This is a genomic window from Aeromonas sp. LsrichE-8G (assembly GCF_022869435.1).
GTDB classification, from domain to species: Bacteria; Pseudomonadota; Gammaproteobacteria; order Enterobacterales; family Aeromonadaceae; genus Aeromonas; species Aeromonas caviae.
In genome coordinates, this window is sequence record NZ_JALIHH010000104.1 from 15,575 (window position 1) to 32,930 (window position 17,356).

13 protein-coding genes and 2 pseudogenes are annotated in these 17,356 nt (G+C 62.1%); 6 read left to right on the forward strand and 9 right to left on the reverse strand.

Features of this window, described 5'->3' with window-relative positions:
• Positions 1–115 precede the first annotated feature (115 nt).
• Positions 116–1,102, reverse strand: a complete 987-nt coding sequence (gene cra, locus MUW49_RS15230) for a catabolite repressor/activator (protein ID WP_161648280.1) — start codon at positions 1,100–1,102, stop codon at positions 116–118.
• A 307-nt stretch (positions 1,103–1,409) separates the two neighbouring features.
• Here cra and fruB point away from each other — a divergent pair, with 307 nt between their 5' ends.
• Genes fruB through fruA form a run of 3 tightly spaced genes read left to right on the forward strand, consistent with a single transcriptional unit; the run spans position 1,410 to position 5,220 of the window.
• Positions 1,410–2,510: a fused PTS fructose transporter subunit IIA/HPr protein gene (fruB, locus tag MUW49_RS15235; protein WP_049636761.1), complete on the forward strand. Its 1,101-nt coding sequence runs from the start codon at positions 1,410–1,412 to the stop codon at positions 2,508–2,510.
• Positions 2,510–3,499 (forward strand): 1-phosphofructokinase, encoded by a 990-nt coding sequence (gene pfkB, locus MUW49_RS15240; RefSeq protein WP_049636760.1) that lies wholly within the window; start codon positions 2,510–2,512, stop codon positions 3,497–3,499. Before fruB ends, pfkB begins: the two co-directional genes overlap by 1 nt.
• On the forward strand, positions 3,496–5,220 hold the full coding sequence (fruA, locus tag MUW49_RS15245) for a PTS fructose transporter subunit IIBC (RefSeq protein WP_049636759.1): 1,725 nt from the start codon (positions 3,496–3,498) through the stop codon (positions 5,218–5,220). Before pfkB ends, fruA begins: the two co-directional genes overlap by 4 nt.
• Positions 5,221–5,302: 82 nt before the next feature.
• On the opposite strand, the gene MUW49_RS15250 is transcribed toward fruA, so the two are convergent.
• Positions 5,303–5,554, reverse strand: a complete 252-nt coding sequence (locus tag MUW49_RS15250; RefSeq protein WP_039040754.1) for a DUF1289 domain-containing protein — start codon at positions 5,552–5,554, stop codon at positions 5,303–5,305.
• Between the two features lie 150 nt (positions 5,555–5,704).
• Between MUW49_RS15250 and mltA the strand changes: the two genes are divergently transcribed.
• Positions 5,705–6,856, forward strand: coding sequence for a murein transglycosylase A (gene mltA / locus MUW49_RS15255; RefSeq protein ID WP_244812930.1), 1,152 nt, complete (start codon positions 5,705–5,707; stop codon positions 6,854–6,856).
• Positions 6,857–6,989: 133 nt separating this feature from the next.
• Here mltA and yfaE read toward each other — a convergent pair whose 3' ends face one another.
• The 5 genes from yfaE to ubiG all read right to left on the reverse strand — a co-directional run bounded on the left by yfaE (position 6,990) and on the right by ubiG (position 12,827).
• Positions 6,990–7,289 carry a class I ribonucleotide reductase maintenance protein YfaE gene (gene yfaE, locus MUW49_RS15260; RefSeq protein WP_270836015.1) on the reverse strand — a complete coding sequence of 100 codons (300 nt, stop codon included), beginning with the start codon at positions 7,287–7,289 and terminating at the stop codon, positions 6,990–6,992.
• 69 nt (positions 7,290–7,358) lie between these two features.
• Complete coding sequence (gene nrdB / locus MUW49_RS15265; RefSeq protein WP_042017109.1) at positions 7,359–8,492, reverse strand: class Ia ribonucleoside-diphosphate reductase subunit beta; 1,134 nt, start codon at positions 8,490–8,492, stop codon at positions 7,359–7,361.
• Between the two features lie 79 nt (positions 8,493–8,571).
• Positions 8,572–10,839 (reverse strand): class 1a ribonucleoside-diphosphate reductase subunit alpha, encoded by a 2,268-nt coding sequence (gene nrdA / locus MUW49_RS15270; RefSeq protein ID WP_171865704.1) that lies wholly within the window; start codon positions 10,837–10,839, stop codon positions 8,572–8,574.
• Between the two features lie 585 nt (positions 10,840–11,424).
• Positions 11,425–12,111 carry an HAD-IA family hydrolase gene (locus tag MUW49_RS15275; RefSeq protein ID WP_052816222.1) on the reverse strand — a complete coding sequence of 229 codons (687 nt, stop codon included), beginning with the start codon at positions 12,109–12,111 and terminating at the stop codon, positions 11,425–11,427.
• Entirely contained in the window at positions 12,111–12,827 is a 717-nt protein-coding gene (gene ubiG, locus MUW49_RS15280) for a bifunctional 2-polyprenyl-6-hydroxyphenol methylase/3-demethylubiquinol 3-O-methyltransferase UbiG (RefSeq protein ID WP_052816220.1), read from the reverse strand. Before ubiG ends, MUW49_RS15275 begins: the two co-directional genes overlap by 1 nt.
• 199 nt (positions 12,828–13,026) lie before the next feature.
• Here ubiG and gyrA point away from each other — a divergent pair, with 199 nt between their 5' ends.
• Positions 13,027–15,774, forward strand: coding sequence for a DNA topoisomerase (ATP-hydrolyzing) subunit A (gene gyrA, locus MUW49_RS15285; RefSeq protein ID WP_041211452.1), 2,748 nt, complete (start codon positions 13,027–13,029; stop codon positions 15,772–15,774).
• Between the two features lie 304 nt (positions 15,775–16,078).
• Positions 16,079–16,252 carry a hypothetical protein gene (locus MUW49_RS15290; protein ID WP_171865703.1) on the forward strand — a complete coding sequence of 58 codons (174 nt, stop codon included), beginning with the start codon at positions 16,079–16,081 and terminating at the stop codon, positions 16,250–16,252.
• Between the two features lie 6 nt (positions 16,253–16,258).
• Here the strand turns inward: MUW49_RS15290 and MUW49_RS15295 are convergent.
• Positions 16,259–17,089: pseudogene (locus MUW49_RS15295) on the reverse strand (PA0069 family radical SAM protein); the annotation flags it as partial.
• 60 nt (positions 17,090–17,149) lie between these two features.
• Positions 17,150–17,356 (reverse strand): annotated as a pseudogene (gene tnpA, locus MUW49_RS15300) (IS200/IS605-like element ISAs26 family transposase); the annotation flags it as partial.

Sequence of the window (17,356 nt, forward strand, 5' to 3'; positions counted from 1 at the left end):
CCAGAAGGCGCAGGGCAAAAGCTGAGACAACAGGGGAGAACACAAGCAGGTGTGGGGGAGGAGGCTCAGGGGCTGGCACGGCGGGCCGCCCCCGGGGTGGTGCGTCGTGGTCGGGTCAGCGGCGGCGTTTGAGGGTACGGCTCACATAGTGCAGGCCGCTCTGGTAGTCGCCATTGACCGCCTTGAGGGCCAGCGTCAGGGCCTGGCTTGCCAGGGCGTCGTGCTGCTGGGGCAGGGAGTTGATGCCAAAGGGGAGGAAATCGAGCAGGCGGTCATCCCCGAAGGTAGCCATGGCGAGCTGGCTCATGTCAGCCTCCTGCTCCAGCAGGTAGTCGAGCACCCCCTCCATCAGGATGTAGGAGGTGGTGATCAGCGCCTCGGGCAGTTGCCCGAGCTGCTGATGGAGCGTCTTGATCAGGCGATACCCTTCGGTGCGCGAGAAGTGGGCCCCTTCACACAGGTGGCGGGTCGCACTGTGACTGGCAATGGCCTGTTCGAAGCCCGCTTTTCGCTCCTGACTGATCGTCAGTTCCGGCAGTGCAGTGATCAAGGCGATATGACCGATGGCCGGGGTGAGCAGGGAGGTGGTGAGGTCCAGGCTCGCCTTCTGGTTTTCACTCGCCACGGTGACGAAGTGCTCGGTGGTCATGGCACGGTCGATGGCGAGGATCTGCACGCCCCTGGACTGCTGCTCCAGGTAGAAGGGATCCGCCGGGGGGAGGCAGCTTGCCACCAGGAGCGCGTCCACATGGCGGCTCACCAGCATCCGGGCCAGCTCCTTTTCGGTGTCCGGATCGTCCTCCGAGCAGACGATGAGCAACTGATATCCCTGGGTGCGGGCCCCTTGCTCCAGGCGCTTGGCGAGCTTGGCGTAACTGGCGTTTTCGAGGTCGGGCAGGATGAAGCCGAGGGTGCGGGTCTGGCCGCCGCGCAGGGAAGCGGCGCGGCTGTCCGGCTGATAGTTGTGGGCATGGACCACGGCCATCACCTTGTCGCGGGTTGCCTGGCTGATGCGGTATTGATCGGCCTTGCCATTGATCACATAGCTGGCGGTGGTGCGAGAGACACCGGCCAGCGCGGCGATTTCATCCAGTTTCATCATGTTGGCTCTGTTTGAGTTGCAAGGCCCGCGCCGGTTCCTGGTTGGGGCGCCGAAAAGTGTGCGCGGGATCATATCATTGAAACGTACTTTCTGCGGGATCTTGAACAATGCGCTGAAACGATTCAGTCTGAGTGTAAATGAAACGATTCAGCTTGTCAGTAACGGATGATTATCTGCACTTGGAAATGGGTTCCGGCTCACCAAAGCGAGAGATCACCGTCTATTGTCAGCAGGCAAGTTACCCGAAAATCGAGTTGAGTTGAGCCGGTACGCCGCGAGGCGAAGCCGGACCTGATGGAGAATCTCTATGTTGAAGTTGGCGCGACAGCAAATCCTGCTGGGACAATCGGTGACGACCAAGGCGGACGCCATCGCACTGCTGGCAAGCAAACTGACCGACGCCGGTCTGGTTGAAGCAGGTTACGTGGACGGCATGCTGGCGCGGGAAGCGCAGCACGCCACCTATCTTGGCAGCGGTATTGCCATTCCCCACGGCACCACGGACACCCGTCATCTGGTGAAGAGCACCGGCGTCATGGTAGCCCAGTTCCCCCACGGCATCGAGTGGGACGAGGGGCAGATTGCCTACGTCGCCATCGGCATCGCCGCCAAGTCCGACGAGCATCTGGGCATTTTGCGCCAGCTCACCCACGTGCTGGGTGACGAGCAGGCCGCAGCCCAGCTCAAGGGGGCGACCGACGAAGAGACCATCATCAATATCCTGACTGGCGCGACTGCCGCCAAAGAGGTGCAATACCTGACCCTGGCGGACTTCCCGGCCGACGACCAGGAGCAGTTGCTGCTGGGGGCTGCGGCCCGCGCCAAATCCGCAGGCTGGGGAGACGCCGCCATGGTGAGCGCCCTCCTGGCCAGCCAGCCTGTTCACCTGGGGGAGGGCATCTGGCTGGCCCGTGCGCAAGCGGCCCAGACCGGTTGGGTGCTGGCCACCCCGAGCACCCCGCTGAACGTCGGTGAATTGCCGGTCAGCGCCCTGCTGCTGCTGTGTGCCGCAGATAGCGGCCATTTGCCGCAACTCGAGAATCTGGCCAAGCTGGCCGCAGCCGGCCAGCTGGCCACCCTTTCTGGCAGCGACGGTCTTGCCATGTTGCAGGCGGGTCCGGCGAGCGGGCTGTCCGAGACCTTCACCATCATCAACCCCCACGGTCTGCACGCCCGTCCGGGCGCCATGCTGGTCAAGGTGGCCAAGGAGTATGAATCCGACATCCGCGTCGCCAACCTCGATGGCAGCGGTGAAGCCGTCTCTGCCAAGAGCCTGATGAAGGTGATCGGGCTTGGGGTCAAGTGCGGTCATCGTCTGGCGTTTCGCGCCGAAGGAGCGGATGCCGAAGCAGCCCTCAAGGGCATTGGCGAAGCCATTGCCGCCGGCTTGGGTGAGGGGGCGCACTGATGGACATCGTCACCATCACCCTCAATCCCGCGCTCGATCTCACCACCCGTCTGGAGGCCATGCACCCTGGCGAGGTCAATCTGGTGAGCGAGGCCAACTTGCGCGCCGCGGGCAAGGGGATCAACGTCGCCATGGTCTTGAAAGATCTCGGCCGTGACGTAGGCCTGACCGGCTGGCTCGGTGAGGGCAACCAGCAGAGCTTCGTCTCCCTGTTCGAGGAACGTGCCCTTGCCGATCACTTCGTGCGCGTGGCGGGCGACACCCGGATCAACGTCAAGATCTCCGAACAATCCGGCCGGGTGACCGATCTCAATCTGCCGGGACTCGCCGTGCAGGAAGGCGATGTCAGCGCCCTGGAAGCGGCGCTGGAGCGACTGGCTCCCCACACCGACTGGTTCGTGCTGGCGGGCAGCCTGCCCAAAGGGGTGTCCCCCGATTACTGTGGCCATCTGATCCGCCTGCTCAAGGCCAAGGGCAAGCAGGTGATCTTCGATTGCAGCGGCGCGGCGTTGAGCGAAGGGATCAAGGCGGCGCCGACCCTGGTCAAACCCAACCTGGAAGAGCTGAGCCAGTGGGCCGGTCGTCCCGTGAAGACCCTGAGCGAGCAGGCCGAGTGCGCCCGCGCGCTGCAGGCAAGCGGGATCCCCAACGTGGTGATCTCCAATGGTGCCGACGGCCTCATCTGGTTTGCACCGGATGCCACCTGGCAGGCGATTCCGCCGCGCATGGAGGTGGTCAGCACCGTGGGTGCCGGCGACTCCCTGGTGGCGGGCCTGGTCCATGGCATGAGCCTGGACTGGACGCCGGAGCAGACCCTGCGTCTGGCCACCGCCGTCTCGGCACTGGCGGTGAGCCAGGTCGCGGTCGGCTTCAACGATATCAATGTGCTCAAACCGTTACTCGAGCAGGTGCGCGTACAGCGTCTGGATGATCTGGCACCGACTCAACCCCAACCCCATTTGATGGCTAACTCAGGAGATGCCCAATGAAAGCAATTCTGGTTACGGCTTGCCCGGCGGGCATTGCCACCAGCTTTCTGGCTGCAAAACGGATAGAACAGCAGGCCAAACTGGCTGGCTGGGAGCTTACCCTCGACGTCGAGTCCAGCGTGCAGCCCCGTCAGGTTCCCTCGAAAGAGCAGATTGCCGCCGCCGACCTGGTGCTGGTCGTTGCCAGCGCACCGGTGGATCTGGCCGCCTATGACGGCAAGTCGCTCTATCGGGGCGACATGGATCTGGCGCTCCAGGATCCCGCTGCCCTGCTGGAAGCCGCGCGAAGCGGTGCCAGCGTCTATCGCCATGAGGCGGCACCTGCCGTTGCCAAACCGACCAGCGGTGCCAAGCGCATCGTGGCGGTGACGGCCTGTCCGACCGGGGTGGCCCACACCTTCATGTCGGCCGAGGCCCTGGAGACCATGGCCAAGCAGCTGGGTCACCAGATCCGCGTCGAAACCCAGGGCTCGGTCGGTGCCCAGAATGCCTTGACGGCGGACGAGATTGCCGCCGCCGATCTGGTGTTCCTCGCCACTGACATTGAGGTGGACATGGCGCGCTTTGATGGCAAGCCGGTCTATCGCACCAGCACGGGGGCGGCGCTCAAGAAAACCCGGGCCGAGCTCGACAAGGCCTGGACCGAGGCGAAGGTCTATCGCCACAGCGGCGCGGCTGCGGTCAAGAAAGAGGAAAAGGCGGGCCCCTACAAGCACCTGCTGACCGGTGTCTCCTTCATGCTGCCCATGGTGGTAGCGGGGGGCCTTATCATCGCGCTCTCCTTCATCTTCGGCATTGAAGCGTTCAAGGAAGAGGGGACGCTGGCCGCGGCCCTGATGAAGATCGGTGGCGGCTCCGCCTTCGCCCTGATGATCCCGGTGCTGGCAGGCTACATCGCCTACTCCATCGCCGACCGTCCGGGTCTGGCGCCCGGCATGATCGCCGGTATGCTGGCAAGCTCGCTCGGCGCCGGTTTCCTTGGCGGCATCGTCGGCGGCTTCCTCGCCGGTTACAGCGCCAAGTTCCTGAGTGACAAGGTGCGCCTGCCGGTCACCCTGGAAGCCCTCAAGCCCATCCTCATCATTCCGCTCTTTGCCAGCCTGTTCACCGGTCTGGTGATGATCTACGTGGTGGGTGGCCCGGTGGCGGGCATCATGAATGCCATGACCGAGTTCCTCAACAACATGGGCTCTGCCAACGCGGTGCTGCTGGGTGTCATCATCGGCGCCATGATGTGCTTCGACATGGGGGGCCCGGTCAACAAGGCGGCTTATGCTTTCGGTGTCGGCCTGCTCGCCTCCAAGACCTATGCCCCCATGGCAGCGGTCATGGCCGCCGGCATGGTGCCTGCACTGGGGATGGGGATCGCGACCTTCCTGGCCAGCAGAAAGTTCATCAAGGCGGAGCAGGAAGCGGGCAAGGCCTCCTTCGTGCTGGGTCTGTGCTTCATCTCCGAGGGGGCTATCCCGTTTGCCGCCAAGGATCCCATGCGCGTCATCCCGGCCTGCATGGCGGGCGGCGCCCTGACCGGTGCGCTCTCCATGCTGTTCGGCTGCGAGCTGGTGGCACCCCACGGTGGTCTGTTCGTGCTCTTCATCCCGAACGCCATCAGCCATGTGATGATGTACATCCTGGCGATCGCCGCCGGTTCTCTGGTGACCGGGGTGGCCTACGCCATGCTCAAGCGTGGCGAGGAGCAGGCCAAGCTGGCGACCGCCTGAGGACGTCACGGCGTGACACACCCTTCATGACAAGGCGGCCCTGGGGCCGCCTTTCTTGTTGAGGGGAGGGGCAACGTGGGATTTAAAAATCCCAGCCCGGCGGGGGCGGCGGATCGGCCGCCTCTGCGGCCTGCGCCTTGCGGCGAGCGGCCTCGACCCTGGCCTTGCGGCTGCGGCACAGGCGCATCACCTCCTGCTGCTGGGCAGGGGTCATGGCAAGCCAGTTGAAACGCTCCTCGCGACTTCGCAGGCATCCCTTGCAATACCCCTTGTTGTTCAGTTCGCAGACCCCGACACAGGGGCTCTGGAGCGGGAAGATTTCGAGCTGTTCCATCCATGACCTCTCACACCTTGTCACCTTGTTATAACCCAGAAGATCACGGCAGGAGAAATCCGTCGTCAGGGGCGTGAAGGCGTTTGCTTTCCCCGGGCAATTTTGGCATCTTCCCCGCCGTGCAAGACACTCGGTGTTATATGAGGACATATGAATAGACATGCGTACTGGTTGGCCGTCGCCGTGGTGGGGCTGGCCGGTTGTGCGGGCAACCCTGAACCGGTCAAGGTGCCCCAGAAGAAGGTGGAATCCGGATGTTTTCTGAACTGCGAGATCCCTGAGAATCTGGGCAAGCAGTATCTGGATGGCGCCCTGCCGGGGGATCTGGTGCGGGTAGAGCGGGTCAACAGCCGCGCCCGCGCCGATTACAGCAAGTTCGGTCCCCAGAGCCGGCTGGTGATGGAACGCTCCGGCCGCATGGCGAGCCGCTATGGGGAGCTCTATCGTCAGCTCTCACGCTGGGTCGCCAATGGGGGCAATCCCGCCCATATCACCCAGTACGGCATCAGCCTGGCGCAGCTTGGCGGTGCAGACCGCATGGGCAACGTGCTCTTCACCGGTTACTACTCGCCGGTGCTGGAGGTGCGCCATCGCCCGGACGCCCAGTACAAGTATCCCATCTATGCCATGCCCAACTGCGGCGGTCGCTGCCCGAGCCGGGCCGAGATCCACCGGGGGGCGCTGGCCAACCGGGGGCTGGAGCTGGGCTACAGCAAATCCCTCATCGACAACTTCCTGATGGACGTGCAGGGTTCCGGCTTCGTTCACTACGGCGATGACGACCGGTTGCAGTACCTTGGTTACAGCGGCAAGAACGGCCACGGCTATGTCAGCATTGGCCGGGTGCTCATCGACCGTGGCGAAGTGCCCAAGGAGCAGATGTCCATGAAGGCCATCAAGGAGTGGGCCAATCGTCAGCCGGAAGAGAGCGTGAAGGAGCTGGTGGAGCAGAACCCCTCCTATGTCTTCTTCGAGCGCCGTCCCACCAATGACGTGGTGGGGGCTGCCGGCATTCCGCTCTTGCCGATGGCGGCGGTGGCTGCCGACAAGACCCTGCTGCCCATGGGTACCCCCATCCTCGCGGAAGTGCCGCTGCTGGACAAAGAGGGCAACTGGACCGGCAAGCACCAGCTGCGGCTGCTGATTGCGCTGGATGTGGGAGGCGCGGTGAAGAAGGGCCACCTCGATCTCTACCACGGCATGGGGGAGAAAGCCGGTGTCGCGGCCGGTCACTACAAGCATTTTGGCCGGGTCTGGAAGCTGGGTCTGCACCACGGGCCGACCGCCGCCCCCTGGTTGTAACGCCCCCGGGTTGTAATGTAAGAGGGGCCATGGCCCCTCATTTCTCTCAAGAGACGGGAGATTCCCATGAAAAAAGCCGCCGGAGCAATCCGGCGGCTTTTTGTTTGCGGGGCAGATCTGGCGATAAGGGCCGTCAGCCCTTTCGGATATCGAGCTTGATGGCGCCCACCGGCTGACAGCAGCAGGGGAGGCACTCCCCCTGGGAGACAAAGGCGAGCGGGACGGCGGCGTAGTGCACCTTGCCCGCCAGCAGCGGGGTGCGGCAGGCGCCGCAATAGCCGCTGCGGCACTGGAACTCCACGTGATGGCCGTGGCGCTCCAGGGTCTCCAGCACGCTTTCGCCGGGATGGGGGTGCAGCACACCTTCCAGGGTCTGTACCTGGGGGGCTTGCCCTTCCGGCGCCGTGGTGGCGGTATGCAGGGGCGCGTTCAGGGTGGCGGTGGCGTCACTCACAGACGTCGCTCTCCCGCATCATGGGCTGCCAGCAGAGGTCGCCTTGCATCACAGCTCGAAGTCACCCAGATCGTCGGCGTGCACTTCACTGTCGATCTGACCCACCAGATAGGAGCTTACTTCCACTTCCTGGGGCGCCACCTGCACGTTGTCGGAGGAGAGCCAGGTGTTGATCCAGGGGATGGGGTTCTGCTTGGTGCCGGCAAAGGCCGGTTGCAGGCCGACGGCCGCCATGCGCAGGTTGGTGATGTATTCCACGTACTGGCAGAGGATGTCCTTGTTCAGGCCGATCATGGAGCCGTCCTGAAACAGGTACTCGGCCCACTCCTTCTCCTGCAGGGCCGCTTCCTTGAACAGCTCGAAGCAGGCCTGCTCGCACTCGACGGCGATCTCCGCCATCTCGGGGTCGTCGTTGCCGCTGCGCATCAGGTTCAGCATGTGCTGGGTGCCGGTCAGGTGCAGGGCCTCGTCACGGGCGATCATCTTGATGATCTTGGCATTGCCCTCCATCAGCTCACGCTCGGCGAAGGCGAAGGAGCAGGCGAAGCTCACGTAGAAGCGGATTGCTTCGAGGGCGTTGACGCTCATCAGGCACAGGTAGAGCTTCTTCTTGAGCTCCCGAAGGCTGATGGTGACTTCGCGATCCCCGATCCGGTGGGTTCCCTCACCGTGCAGGTGATAGACGGAGGTGGCCTCGATGAGATCGTCATAGAAGTGGCTGATGGAGCCGGCGCGCTTCAAGATCTGCTCGTTGGTCACGATGTCGTCGAACACCTGGCCCGGGTTGTTGACGATGTTGCGGATGATGTGGGTGTAGGAGCGAGAGTGGATGGTCTCGGAGAAGGCCCAGGTCTCGATCCAGGTCTCCAGCTCCGGGATGGAGACCAGGGGCAGCAGGGCCACGTTGGGGCTGCGGCCCTGAATGGAATCCAGCAGGGTCTGGTACTTCAGGTTGGAGATGAAGATGTGCTGCTCGTGGGGCGGCAGAGCCTGGAAGTCGATGCGGTCGTGGGAGACGTCCACCTCTTCCGGGCGCCAGAAGAAGGAGAGCTGTTTCTCGATAAGCCGCTCGAAGATGTCGTGCTTTTGCTGATCATAACGGGCCACGTTGACCGACTGGCCGAAGAACATCGGCTCCTTGAGCTGATCGTTTTGGGTCTGGCAAAAAGTAGAGTAAGCCATGGTTCGAATGCCGTGAAATAGGGAAAACAGGAGGGCGGGAGCTTGATGCTCCCGCCCGGTTTATCAGTGCGTTTCGCGGTTAGATCTTGCAAGCCCCGCCAGCGCAGCCGTCATCTTGCAGATCGGTCTGGGTGTCGTCGGCACCATCACGGGTGTTGTGATAGTAGAGGGTCTTGAGACCGTATTTGTAGGCGGTCAGCAAGTCTTTGAGCAACTGCTTCATCGGCACCTTGTTGCCTTCGAAGCGGGCCGGGTCGTAGTTGGTGTTGGCGGAGATCGCCTGATCCACGAACTTCTGCATGATGCCGACCAGCTGCAGGTAACCGTCGACGCTCGGCTGTTTCCACAGCAGTTCGTACTGATCCTTCAGGCGGTGGTACTCCGGCACCACCTGCTTGAGGATGCCGTCCTTGGAGGCTTTCACCGACACCAGGCCGCGGGGCGGCTCGATGCCGTTGGTGGCGTTGGAGATCTGGCTGGAGGTCTCGCTCGGCATCAGGGCGGTCAGGGTGGAGTTGCGCAGACCCACGGTCTTGATCTCTTCGCGCAAGGTTTCCCAGTCCAGGTGCAGGGGCTCATTGCACAGGGTGTCCAGATCCTTTTTATAGGTATCGATGGGCAGGATACCCTGGGCATAGGTGGTCTCGTTGAAGGCCGGGCAGGGGCCGAACTCGCGGGCCAGTTGCACGGAGGCCTTCAGCAGGTAGTACTGGATCGCCTCGAAGGTGCGGTGGGTCAGGGCCAGACCGGAACCATCGGAGTAGCGGGCACCGTTTTTCGCCAGGTAGTAGGCGTAGTTGATGACGCCGATCCCCAGGGTGCGGCGGTTCATGCTGCCCTTCTTGGCGGCCTTGAGCGGGTAGTCCTGATAGTCGAGCAGGGCGTCCAGAGCGCGCACGGCGAGATCCGCCATCTCTTCCAGATCTTCCAGCTTCTCGATGGCGCCCAGGTTGAAGGCGGAGAGAGTGCACAGGGCAATCTCGCCGTCCTCGTCATCCACGTTGTTGAGCGGCTTGGTGGGCAGCGCAATCTCGAGGCAGAGGTTGGACTGGCGCACCGGTGCCACGGAGGGGTCGAACGGGCTGTGGGTGTTGCAGTGATCCACGTTCTGGATGTAGATGCGACCGGTACCGGCGCGCTCCTGCATCATCAGGGAGAAGAGATCCACCGCCTTCAGGGTCTTCTTGCGAATGGCCGGATCCTGCTCGTACTTGACGTAGAGCTCTTCAAACTTGTCCTGGTCCGCGAAGAAGGCGTCATAGAGGCCGGGTGCATCGGACGGGGAGAACAGAGTGATGTCGCCGCCCTTGATGAGGCGCTGGTACATCAGCTTGTTGATCTGCACGCCGTAGTCCATGTGACGGACCCGGTTTTCTTCCACGCCGCGGTTGTTCTTCAGTACCAGCAGGCTCTCCACCTCGGTGTGCCACAGCGGGTAGAACAGGGTGGCAGCACCGCCGCGCACGCCGCCCTGGGAGCAGCACTTCACCGCCGTCTGGAAGTATTTGTAGAAGGGGATGCAGCCGGTGTGGAAGGCTTCGCCGCCACGGATGGGGCTGCCCAGACCACGGATGCGACCAGCGTTGATGCCGATGCCGGCGCGCTGGGAAACATAGCGCACGATGGCGCTGGCGGTGGCATTGATGGAATCCAGGCTGTCGTCACACTCGATCAGCACGCAGGAACTGAACTGGCGGGTCGGGGTGCGCACGCCGCTCATGATCGGGGTCGGCAGGGAGATCTTGAAGGTCGAGACCGCATCATAGAAGCGCTTGATGTAGTCCAGACGGGTATCTTTCGGATACTTGGAGAAGAGGCAGGCCGCTACCAGGATGTAGAGGAACTGCGGGCTCTCGTAGATCTCGCCGGTGACGCGGTTCTGTACCAGGTACTTGCCTTCGAGCTGCTTGACCGCCGCGTAGGAGAAGTCCATGTCGCGCCAGTGATCGAGGTAGCCGTTCAGTTCCTCAAATTCCGCCTGGGTGTAGTCTTCCAGCAGGTGCTTGTCGTACTTGCCCATGTCCACCAGTCTGGCGACGTGCTGATACAGGTGGGGCGGCTCGAACTGGCCGTAGGCCTTCTTGCGCAGGTGGAAGATGGCCAGACGGGCAGCCATGTACTGGTAGTCCGGGCTTTGCTCGGAGATGAGGTCAGCAGCAGCCTTGATGATGGTCTCGTGGATGTCGGCGGTACGGATACCGTCATAGAACTGGATGTGGGACTTGAGCTCCACCTGGGAGACCGACACGTTGTCGAGCTTCTCGGCAGCCCAGTCGAGCACACGGTGAATTTTATCCAGATCGATGGGTTCTTTGTGTCCGTTACGCTTCGTCACAAACAAGTTCATTGGCTGATGACCCCTTTCATTGATACCTGCCGGTATCGGTTGATTCCCGAAAAGCCATCGCACAATGGCGCAACCCGGCTCCGTCTGTCGAGGGAAACTGGGCAGGGATTGTGCGATGAATCACAAGATGTAGTGTTATTTTTAATGCGAACTACAAGATAGTGAGGTCGATGCGGTAATGCAATCTGTGGATAACGCATTAGCTGTGGATAAATTGTGGGTGTCGGGACGGGAGTTAGTGGACGCTCACAGCGAACGGGTTTTCATCCGTCCGATCCGTCAAATGCAAGTCCGGCGATCGAAGATGGAAAATTAAAATAACTTTTTTTGCTTGCGAAAGCAGGGTGTTTTTACTAGCAAATCCGGCCTGCTCATCCCTTGTGCAGTCAGGGTCAAAAGGTGTCCTGTTACGCCGTTCGGGGGGTTGCCAAGCCCGTAAAAAGAAGGATCGTCCGGGATCCCTCTGGTGCGCTGCGGGGGGATCTGCGCGTCGGGGCAGATGTCCGCACTGCCATCGGAACATCATCAAAGTTGCCCCGCAGATCCACCTCTATCCGGATGCCTTGTCGGTCATGGGCATGGACGTCAGCTCAGCTCGTAGCGAAGCCAGTGGTGCAGGGCCTGCACGGTATCAAAGTGAAGATCGGCGCCCCAGAGGGCGGGATCCTCGTCATCATTGAGATAACCCCAGCCAGCCACTGCGGTACGCATGCCGGCATTGCGGCCGGCCTCGATGTCGCGCACGTGATCCCCCACATAGAGACACTGGCTCGCCGCGATGCCGAGGCGCTCGCAGGCAAAGAACATGGGGGCGGGGTCGGGCTTGCGCACCGGCAAGGTGTCGGCGCTCACCGTCACGCCGCAACTGGCGAGTTCGGGCAGGGCTGCCAGGAGCGGTTCGCTGAGAAAGCCCGGCTTGTTGGTGACAATGCCCCAGGGCAGCTTTTTATCGTCGAGCCACTCGATGAGATCCACCATGCCTTCATAGGGGCGGGTGCCGACGCAGAGGTTGGCGGCGTAGTAGTCGAGCAGGGTGGTGCGAAGGCGGGTGGCCCCCAGCTCCTCGAGCAGCTCGTCCCCAAGACCGGCCCTGAGCAGCCCGAGGGCCCCGTGGGAGGTGGTCTGACGGATGATGTCGTCAGAGAGAGGGGCAAAGCCTTCGCTTATCAGCACGTGATTGACGGCGGCGCCAAGGTCTGGGGCGGTGTCGAGCAGGGTGCCGTCCAGATCAAACAGCACGCAGCCAAGGGGCATCGGGTGAGGTGTGCTCATCAGCCTTGCTCCGGGCGCTCGAACGCCACCATGTAGTTGACGTCGACATTCTTGCCGAGCTTGAAGCTGTTGGAGAGCGGGGCGTAGTGAACGCCACTCATGTCCCGCACCAGCAGGCCCGCCGCTTCCCCCATGCGACACAGTTCGGCGGGGGTGATGAACTTCTTGTGATCGTGAGTGCCCTTGGGGACCATCTTCAACAGGTACTCGGCCCCGAGGATCATCATCAGATAGGCTTTGGGGTTGCGGTTGATGGTGGAGACGAACACCTTGCCCCCCGGCCGTACCAGGGTGGCGATGGCGCGCAGCACCGAGGCCGGGTCCGGCACGTGCTCCAGCATCTCCATGCAGGTAACCACGTCATACTGGCCAGGCGCTTCATCGGCGTGGGCTTCGGCGGTGCTCTGGCGGTACTCGAGCTCCACACCTTGTTCCAGCGCGTGCAGGCGGGCGACGCCGAGGGGTTCCTTGCCCATGTCGATGCCGGTGACCCGGGCCCCCCGGCGGGCCATGCTCTCGGAGAGGATGCCGCCACCGCAGCCGATGTCGAGCACGCGCTTGCCAAACAGGCCGCCGCTCTTGTCGGTGATCCAGTCAAGGCGCACCGGGTTGATTTGATGCAGCGGCTTGAATTCGCCCTCCATGTCCCACCAGCGGGAGGCGATGGCTTCAAATTTGGCGATTTCTGTCAGATCGACATTGGCATCACTATTCATGTTTTGATGATCCTGTGGCAAGGCGCGCAGCGGGCTGGGCGCGCGCAATCTATTGTCCTGGCGCGCATTATAACGGACCGACCTCGTCGCACCAGCCCGATGTGCTCATCGGATTTGTGGCTTAATGTATTTGGCTCAGTGTGTTACCATGTCGCGCTGTTTAAGCCAAAGAACAACTAATTAGGGATTAAGGCTTTCTATGAGCGATCTGGCCAGAGAGATCACGCCGGTCAACATCGAAGAAGAGCTCAAGAGTTCCTATCTGGATTACGCCATGAGCGTGATCGTAGGACGAGCTCTGCCGGATGTGCGTGATGGCTTGAAACCGGTTCACCGCCGCGTTCTGTATGCAATGAACGAGCTGGGGAACGACTGGAACAAGCCCTATAAAAAATCGGCCCGTGTGGTCGGTGACGTAATCGGTAAATATCACCCGCATGGCGACATCGCCGTGTATGACACCATCGTCCGGATGGCGCAGGATTTCTCCATGCGCTACATGCTGGTCGACGGTCAGGGCAACTTCGGTTCGGTGGACGGCGACAACGCCGCGGCCATGCGTTACACCGAAGTGCGGATGGCGCGCATCTCCCACGAGCTGCTGGCCGATCTGGACAAAGAGACCGTGGACTGGGTGCCGAACTACGACGGTACCGAGATGATCCCGGCTGTCATGCCCACCAAGGTCCCCACCTTGCTGGTCAACGGCTCCTCCGGTATCGCGGTGGGCATGGCGACCAACATCCCGCCTCACAACCTCACCGAGATTGTCAACGGTTGCCTGGCGCTGATCGAAAACGGCGACCTCACCATTGACGAGCTGATGACCCATGTCACCGGCCCGGATTTCCCCACCGGCGGCATCATCAACGGTCGTTCCGGCATCGTGCAGGCGTACCGTACCGGTCGCGGCTCCGTCTATGTGCGGGCCAAGGCTGAAGTGGAGGTGGACGAGAAGACCAGTCGCGAGACCATCATCGTTCACGAGATCCCCTATCAGGTGAACAAGGCTCGCCTGATCGAGAAGATCGCCGAGCTGGTCAAAGAGAAGAAAATCGAGGGCATCAGCGCCCTGCGCGATGAGTCCGACAAAGACGGCATGCGCATCGTCATCGAGATCAAGCGCGGCGAGTCCGGCGAGATTGTGCTGAACAATCTCTACAAGCACACCCAGATGCAGACCACGTTCGGCATCAACATGGTGGCGCTGGACAACAACCAGCCCAAGGTTATGAACCTCAAAGAGATCCTGGATGCGTTCCTGCTGCACCGCCGTGAAGTGGTGACCCGCCGGACCGTGTTCGAGCTGCGCAAGGCGCGGGATCGGGCGCACATCCTGGAAGGGTTGGCGGTGGCATTGGCCAACATCGACCCCATCATCGAGCTCATTCGCCACAGTGCGACCCCGGCGGATGCGAAAGCCGCCCTGGTAGCCAAGGGCTGGGAGCTCGGCAACGTGGCCGCCATGCTGGAAAAAGCGGGCGACGACGCGGCTCGCCCCGAGTGGCTGGAGCCGGAGTTCGGCATCCGTGAAGGGCAGTACTTCCTGACCGAGATCCAGGCCCAGGCCATCCTTGACCTGCGTCTGCACAAGCTGACCGGCCTCGAGCACGAGAAGATCCTGGAAGAGTACCAATCTCTGCTGGATCTCATCGCCGAGCTGCTGCACATCCTGGCAAGCCCGGAACGCCTGATGGAAGTGATCCGTGACGAGCTGCTGGCCGTGCGCGAGCAGTACGGCGACGAGCGTCGCACCGAGATCAGCATGTCCAGTGCCGAGATCAACATCGAAGATCTGATCACCCCGGAAGACGTGGTCGTTACCTTGTCTCACCAGGGCTATGTGAAGTATCAGCCGCTCTCCGATTACGAGGCCCAGCGCCGCGGTGGTCGTGGCAAGTCGGCCACCCGGATCAAGGAAGAGGACTTTGTGGAGCGTCTGCTGGTGGCCAACACCCACGACACCATTCTGTGCTTCTCCACCCGTGGCAAGGTCTACTGGCTCAAGGTGTATCAGCTACCGGAAGCGTCCCGTGGCGCCCGCGGTCGTCCGATCATCAACCTGCTGCCGCTGGATGAGGGTGAGCGCATCACCGCCATCCTGCCGGTGAAAGAATATGACGCCGACAAGTATGTCTTCTTCGCCACCGCCAACGGCACCGTGAAGAAGACCAGCCTGTCTGACTTCAGCCGTCCGCTCTCCTCCGGTATCCGTGCCATCAACCTCAAAGAGGGTGATGAGCTGATCGGGGTGGACATCACCGATGGCAGCAACGAGATCATGCTCTTCTCCGATGCGGGCAAGGTGGTTCGCTTTGCGGAAGGCAGTGGTCGTGCCGATGCCGATGCCACTGACGAAGTCGACACCGACGACGACGCCGGCAACGACGATGACGGCAGCGACAACGGCGAAGGCACCGAAAGCAAAGGCACCTTCAAGGGCGTACGTCCCATGGGTCGTACCGCTGCCGGTGTGCGCGGCATCAAGCTGGGCGCCGGTGACAAGGTGGTCTCCCTCATCGTGCCCCGTGGTGATGGTGCCATCCTCACCGCCACCGAGAACGGTTACGGCAAGCGTACCGCGCTGGACGAGTACCCGACCAAGAGCCGTGGTACCCAGGGCGTCATCTCCATCAAGGTGGATGAGCGCAACGGCAAGGTGATCGATGCGATCCAGGTCGAAGATACCGACCAGATCATGCTGATCACCAACGGCGGTACCCTGGTTCGTACCCGGGTGTCCGAGGTGAGCGTCATCGGCCGCAACACCGGCGGTGTGCGTCTGATCCGTACCGGTGAAGACGAGACCGTAGTCGGCCTGCAGCGCGTTGCCGAGAGCGACGAAGAGGAAACCGAGGCCCTGGCTGTTGAAGGGGAGGTGTCTGAAGGCACCGACACCGCAGCGGACGCTGGCGCCGTCGATACCGGGGAGGCGGGCGACGAGTAATCGTCCCCCTTTGTCCGGTGCAAAAGAGCGACCTTGATGGTCGCTCTTTTTTTGTCCGCCTCACCGCAGGCTCTCCCCGTCCTTGTGCTTGCCCAGCAGCTCTCTTCTCTGCTGCCCGGCTCCGTCTGCCGTGCATGCAGCCCTGCCTGCCACGGCGTCATCTTCCTGATATGCAGGGTTGGTCCCATCGCATCAACACGATTCCTTCACTCGACTGTCATGGCCCTGTCATGACGGCCAGCCATGCTGCCTGCGTTGAATGAGGCCACCACAGAGGCAGGCATCGCTTGCCAGGAGCACTGTTATGACGAGCTGGGTAATGTGGGAGATCTGGTGGAGCCGGATGTGGGGAGGGCAGGAGAAGGTGCGCCTTAGGGTGGATGAGGAGGAGGTGGCGCACGAGCCATCCCGCCTGCCTGCGGAGCTGATTGCACGGCGCCACCCAGCGGGGAGCTGCCCGCCGAGACCACGGAGCTGACGGCGCTCAGAACAGACGCAACTGCTCGCCCGGGCGGATGAAGGCGGCCGTATTGAGTGCTATATGGCGCTTGCCCAGTTGCAGCCGCCTGCTGATCAGGCGAAAGCGCTGGGCGAGCAGGTCGGCAAACTGTCCTTCACCTCGCATGCGGCTACCAAAGGTGGCGCTGTTGAGTGCGCCACCCCGGCTTGCCCGCAGCTAGTTGAGGCTCGCCTCTTTCTGGCCGGGATAGTGCGTATCGAGCCAGTCGCAAAAGAGGGTGGTGAGCTCGTGGGGCAATCGCAGCAAGATGTAATCCGCACAGCCCGCCCCGGCGTCGACGGCGGCCTTGATGATCTGTTCCAGTTCCGGCTCGTTGAGCCTGGGGATCATGGGGGCGGCGAGCACGCCGACCGGCACACCGGCCTTGGCCAGTCGTTCGATCACCTTGATCCGCCCAACCCCCGTGCTGGCCCTGGGCTCCAGCTGTCGCCTCAACGTCTCATTGAGGGTGGTGACCGACACCATCACCTGGCATAACCCTTCCCGGGCCAGCTCGGTCAGCAGATCGAGGTCGCGCAGGATCATGGCGCTCTTGGTGATGAGCCCTACTGGATGGCGATGAGCCAGCATCACCGTCAGGAGTTCGCGAGTCAGGCGATAGTGGTGCTCGATGGGTTGATAGGGATCGGTATTGGCCCCCAGCACGATGGTTTGTGGCTGATAGGCTGGCTTGGCAAACTCCCGTCGCAGCAGCTCGGCAGCATTGATTTTGGCAAACAGCTTGCTCTCGAAATCCAGCCCGGGGGAGAGCTCAAGGTAGGCGTGGCTGGGTCTGGCATAGCAGTAGATGCAGCCATCTTAAATGCGAAAGGGGACTCCCTCCGACGTAGGTGGGAGGGGAATTTCGCCGGGGCGTCAGCCCCGCTGGTTTTGAATGTATTGCTTGATCACCTCCAACGGTGCTCCGCCGCAAGAACCCGCAAAGTAAGAGCGTGACCAGAGTACGGGTTTGCTGTAAGCACCTCTCAAGTCCAGAAATTCATTACGCAGTCGCCTTGATGTGACCGCCTTTAACGAGTTCACCAGTACCGATAGCTGCACCGTTGGCGCGTACTCTATCAG

Coding starts and splice junctions, on each gene's coding strand:
- cra (WP_161648280.1), bottom strand. CDS start 1,102: ATGATGAAACTGGATGAAATCGCCGCGCTGGCCGGTGTCTCTCGCACC.
- fruB (WP_049636761.1), top strand. CDS start 1,410: ATGTTGAAGTTGGCGCGACAGCAAATCCTGCTGGGACAATCGGTGACG.
- pfkB (WP_049636760.1), top strand. CDS start 2,510: ATGGACATCGTCACCATCACCCTCAATCCCGCGCTCGATCTCACCACC.
- fruA (WP_049636759.1), top strand. CDS start 3,496: ATGAAAGCAATTCTGGTTACGGCTTGCCCGGCGGGCATTGCCACCAGC.
- MUW49_RS15250 (WP_039040754.1), bottom strand. CDS start 5,554: ATGGAACAGCTCGAAATCTTCCCGCTCCAGAGCCCCTGTGTCGGGGTC.
- mltA (WP_244812930.1), top strand. CDS start 5,705: ATGAATAGACATGCGTACTGGTTGGCCGTCGCCGTGGTGGGGCTGGCC.
- nrdB (WP_042017109.1), bottom strand. CDS start 8,492: ATGGCTTACTCTACTTTTTGCCAGACCCAAAACGATCAGCTCAAGGAG.
- nrdA (WP_171865704.1), bottom strand. CDS start 10,839: ATGAACTTGTTTGTGACGAAGCGTAACGGACACAAAGAACCCATCGAT.
- MUW49_RS15275 (WP_052816222.1), bottom strand. CDS start 12,111: ATGAGCACACCTCACCCGATGCCCCTTGGCTGCGTGCTGTTTGATCTG.
- ubiG (WP_052816220.1), bottom strand. CDS start 12,827: ATGAATAGTGATGCCAATGTCGATCTGACAGAAATCGCCAAATTTGAA.
- gyrA (WP_041211452.1), top strand. CDS start 13,027: ATGAGCGATCTGGCCAGAGAGATCACGCCGGTCAACATCGAAGAAGAG.
- MUW49_RS15290 (WP_171865703.1), top strand. CDS start 16,079: ATGACGAGCTGGGTAATGTGGGAGATCTGGTGGAGCCGGATGTGGGGA.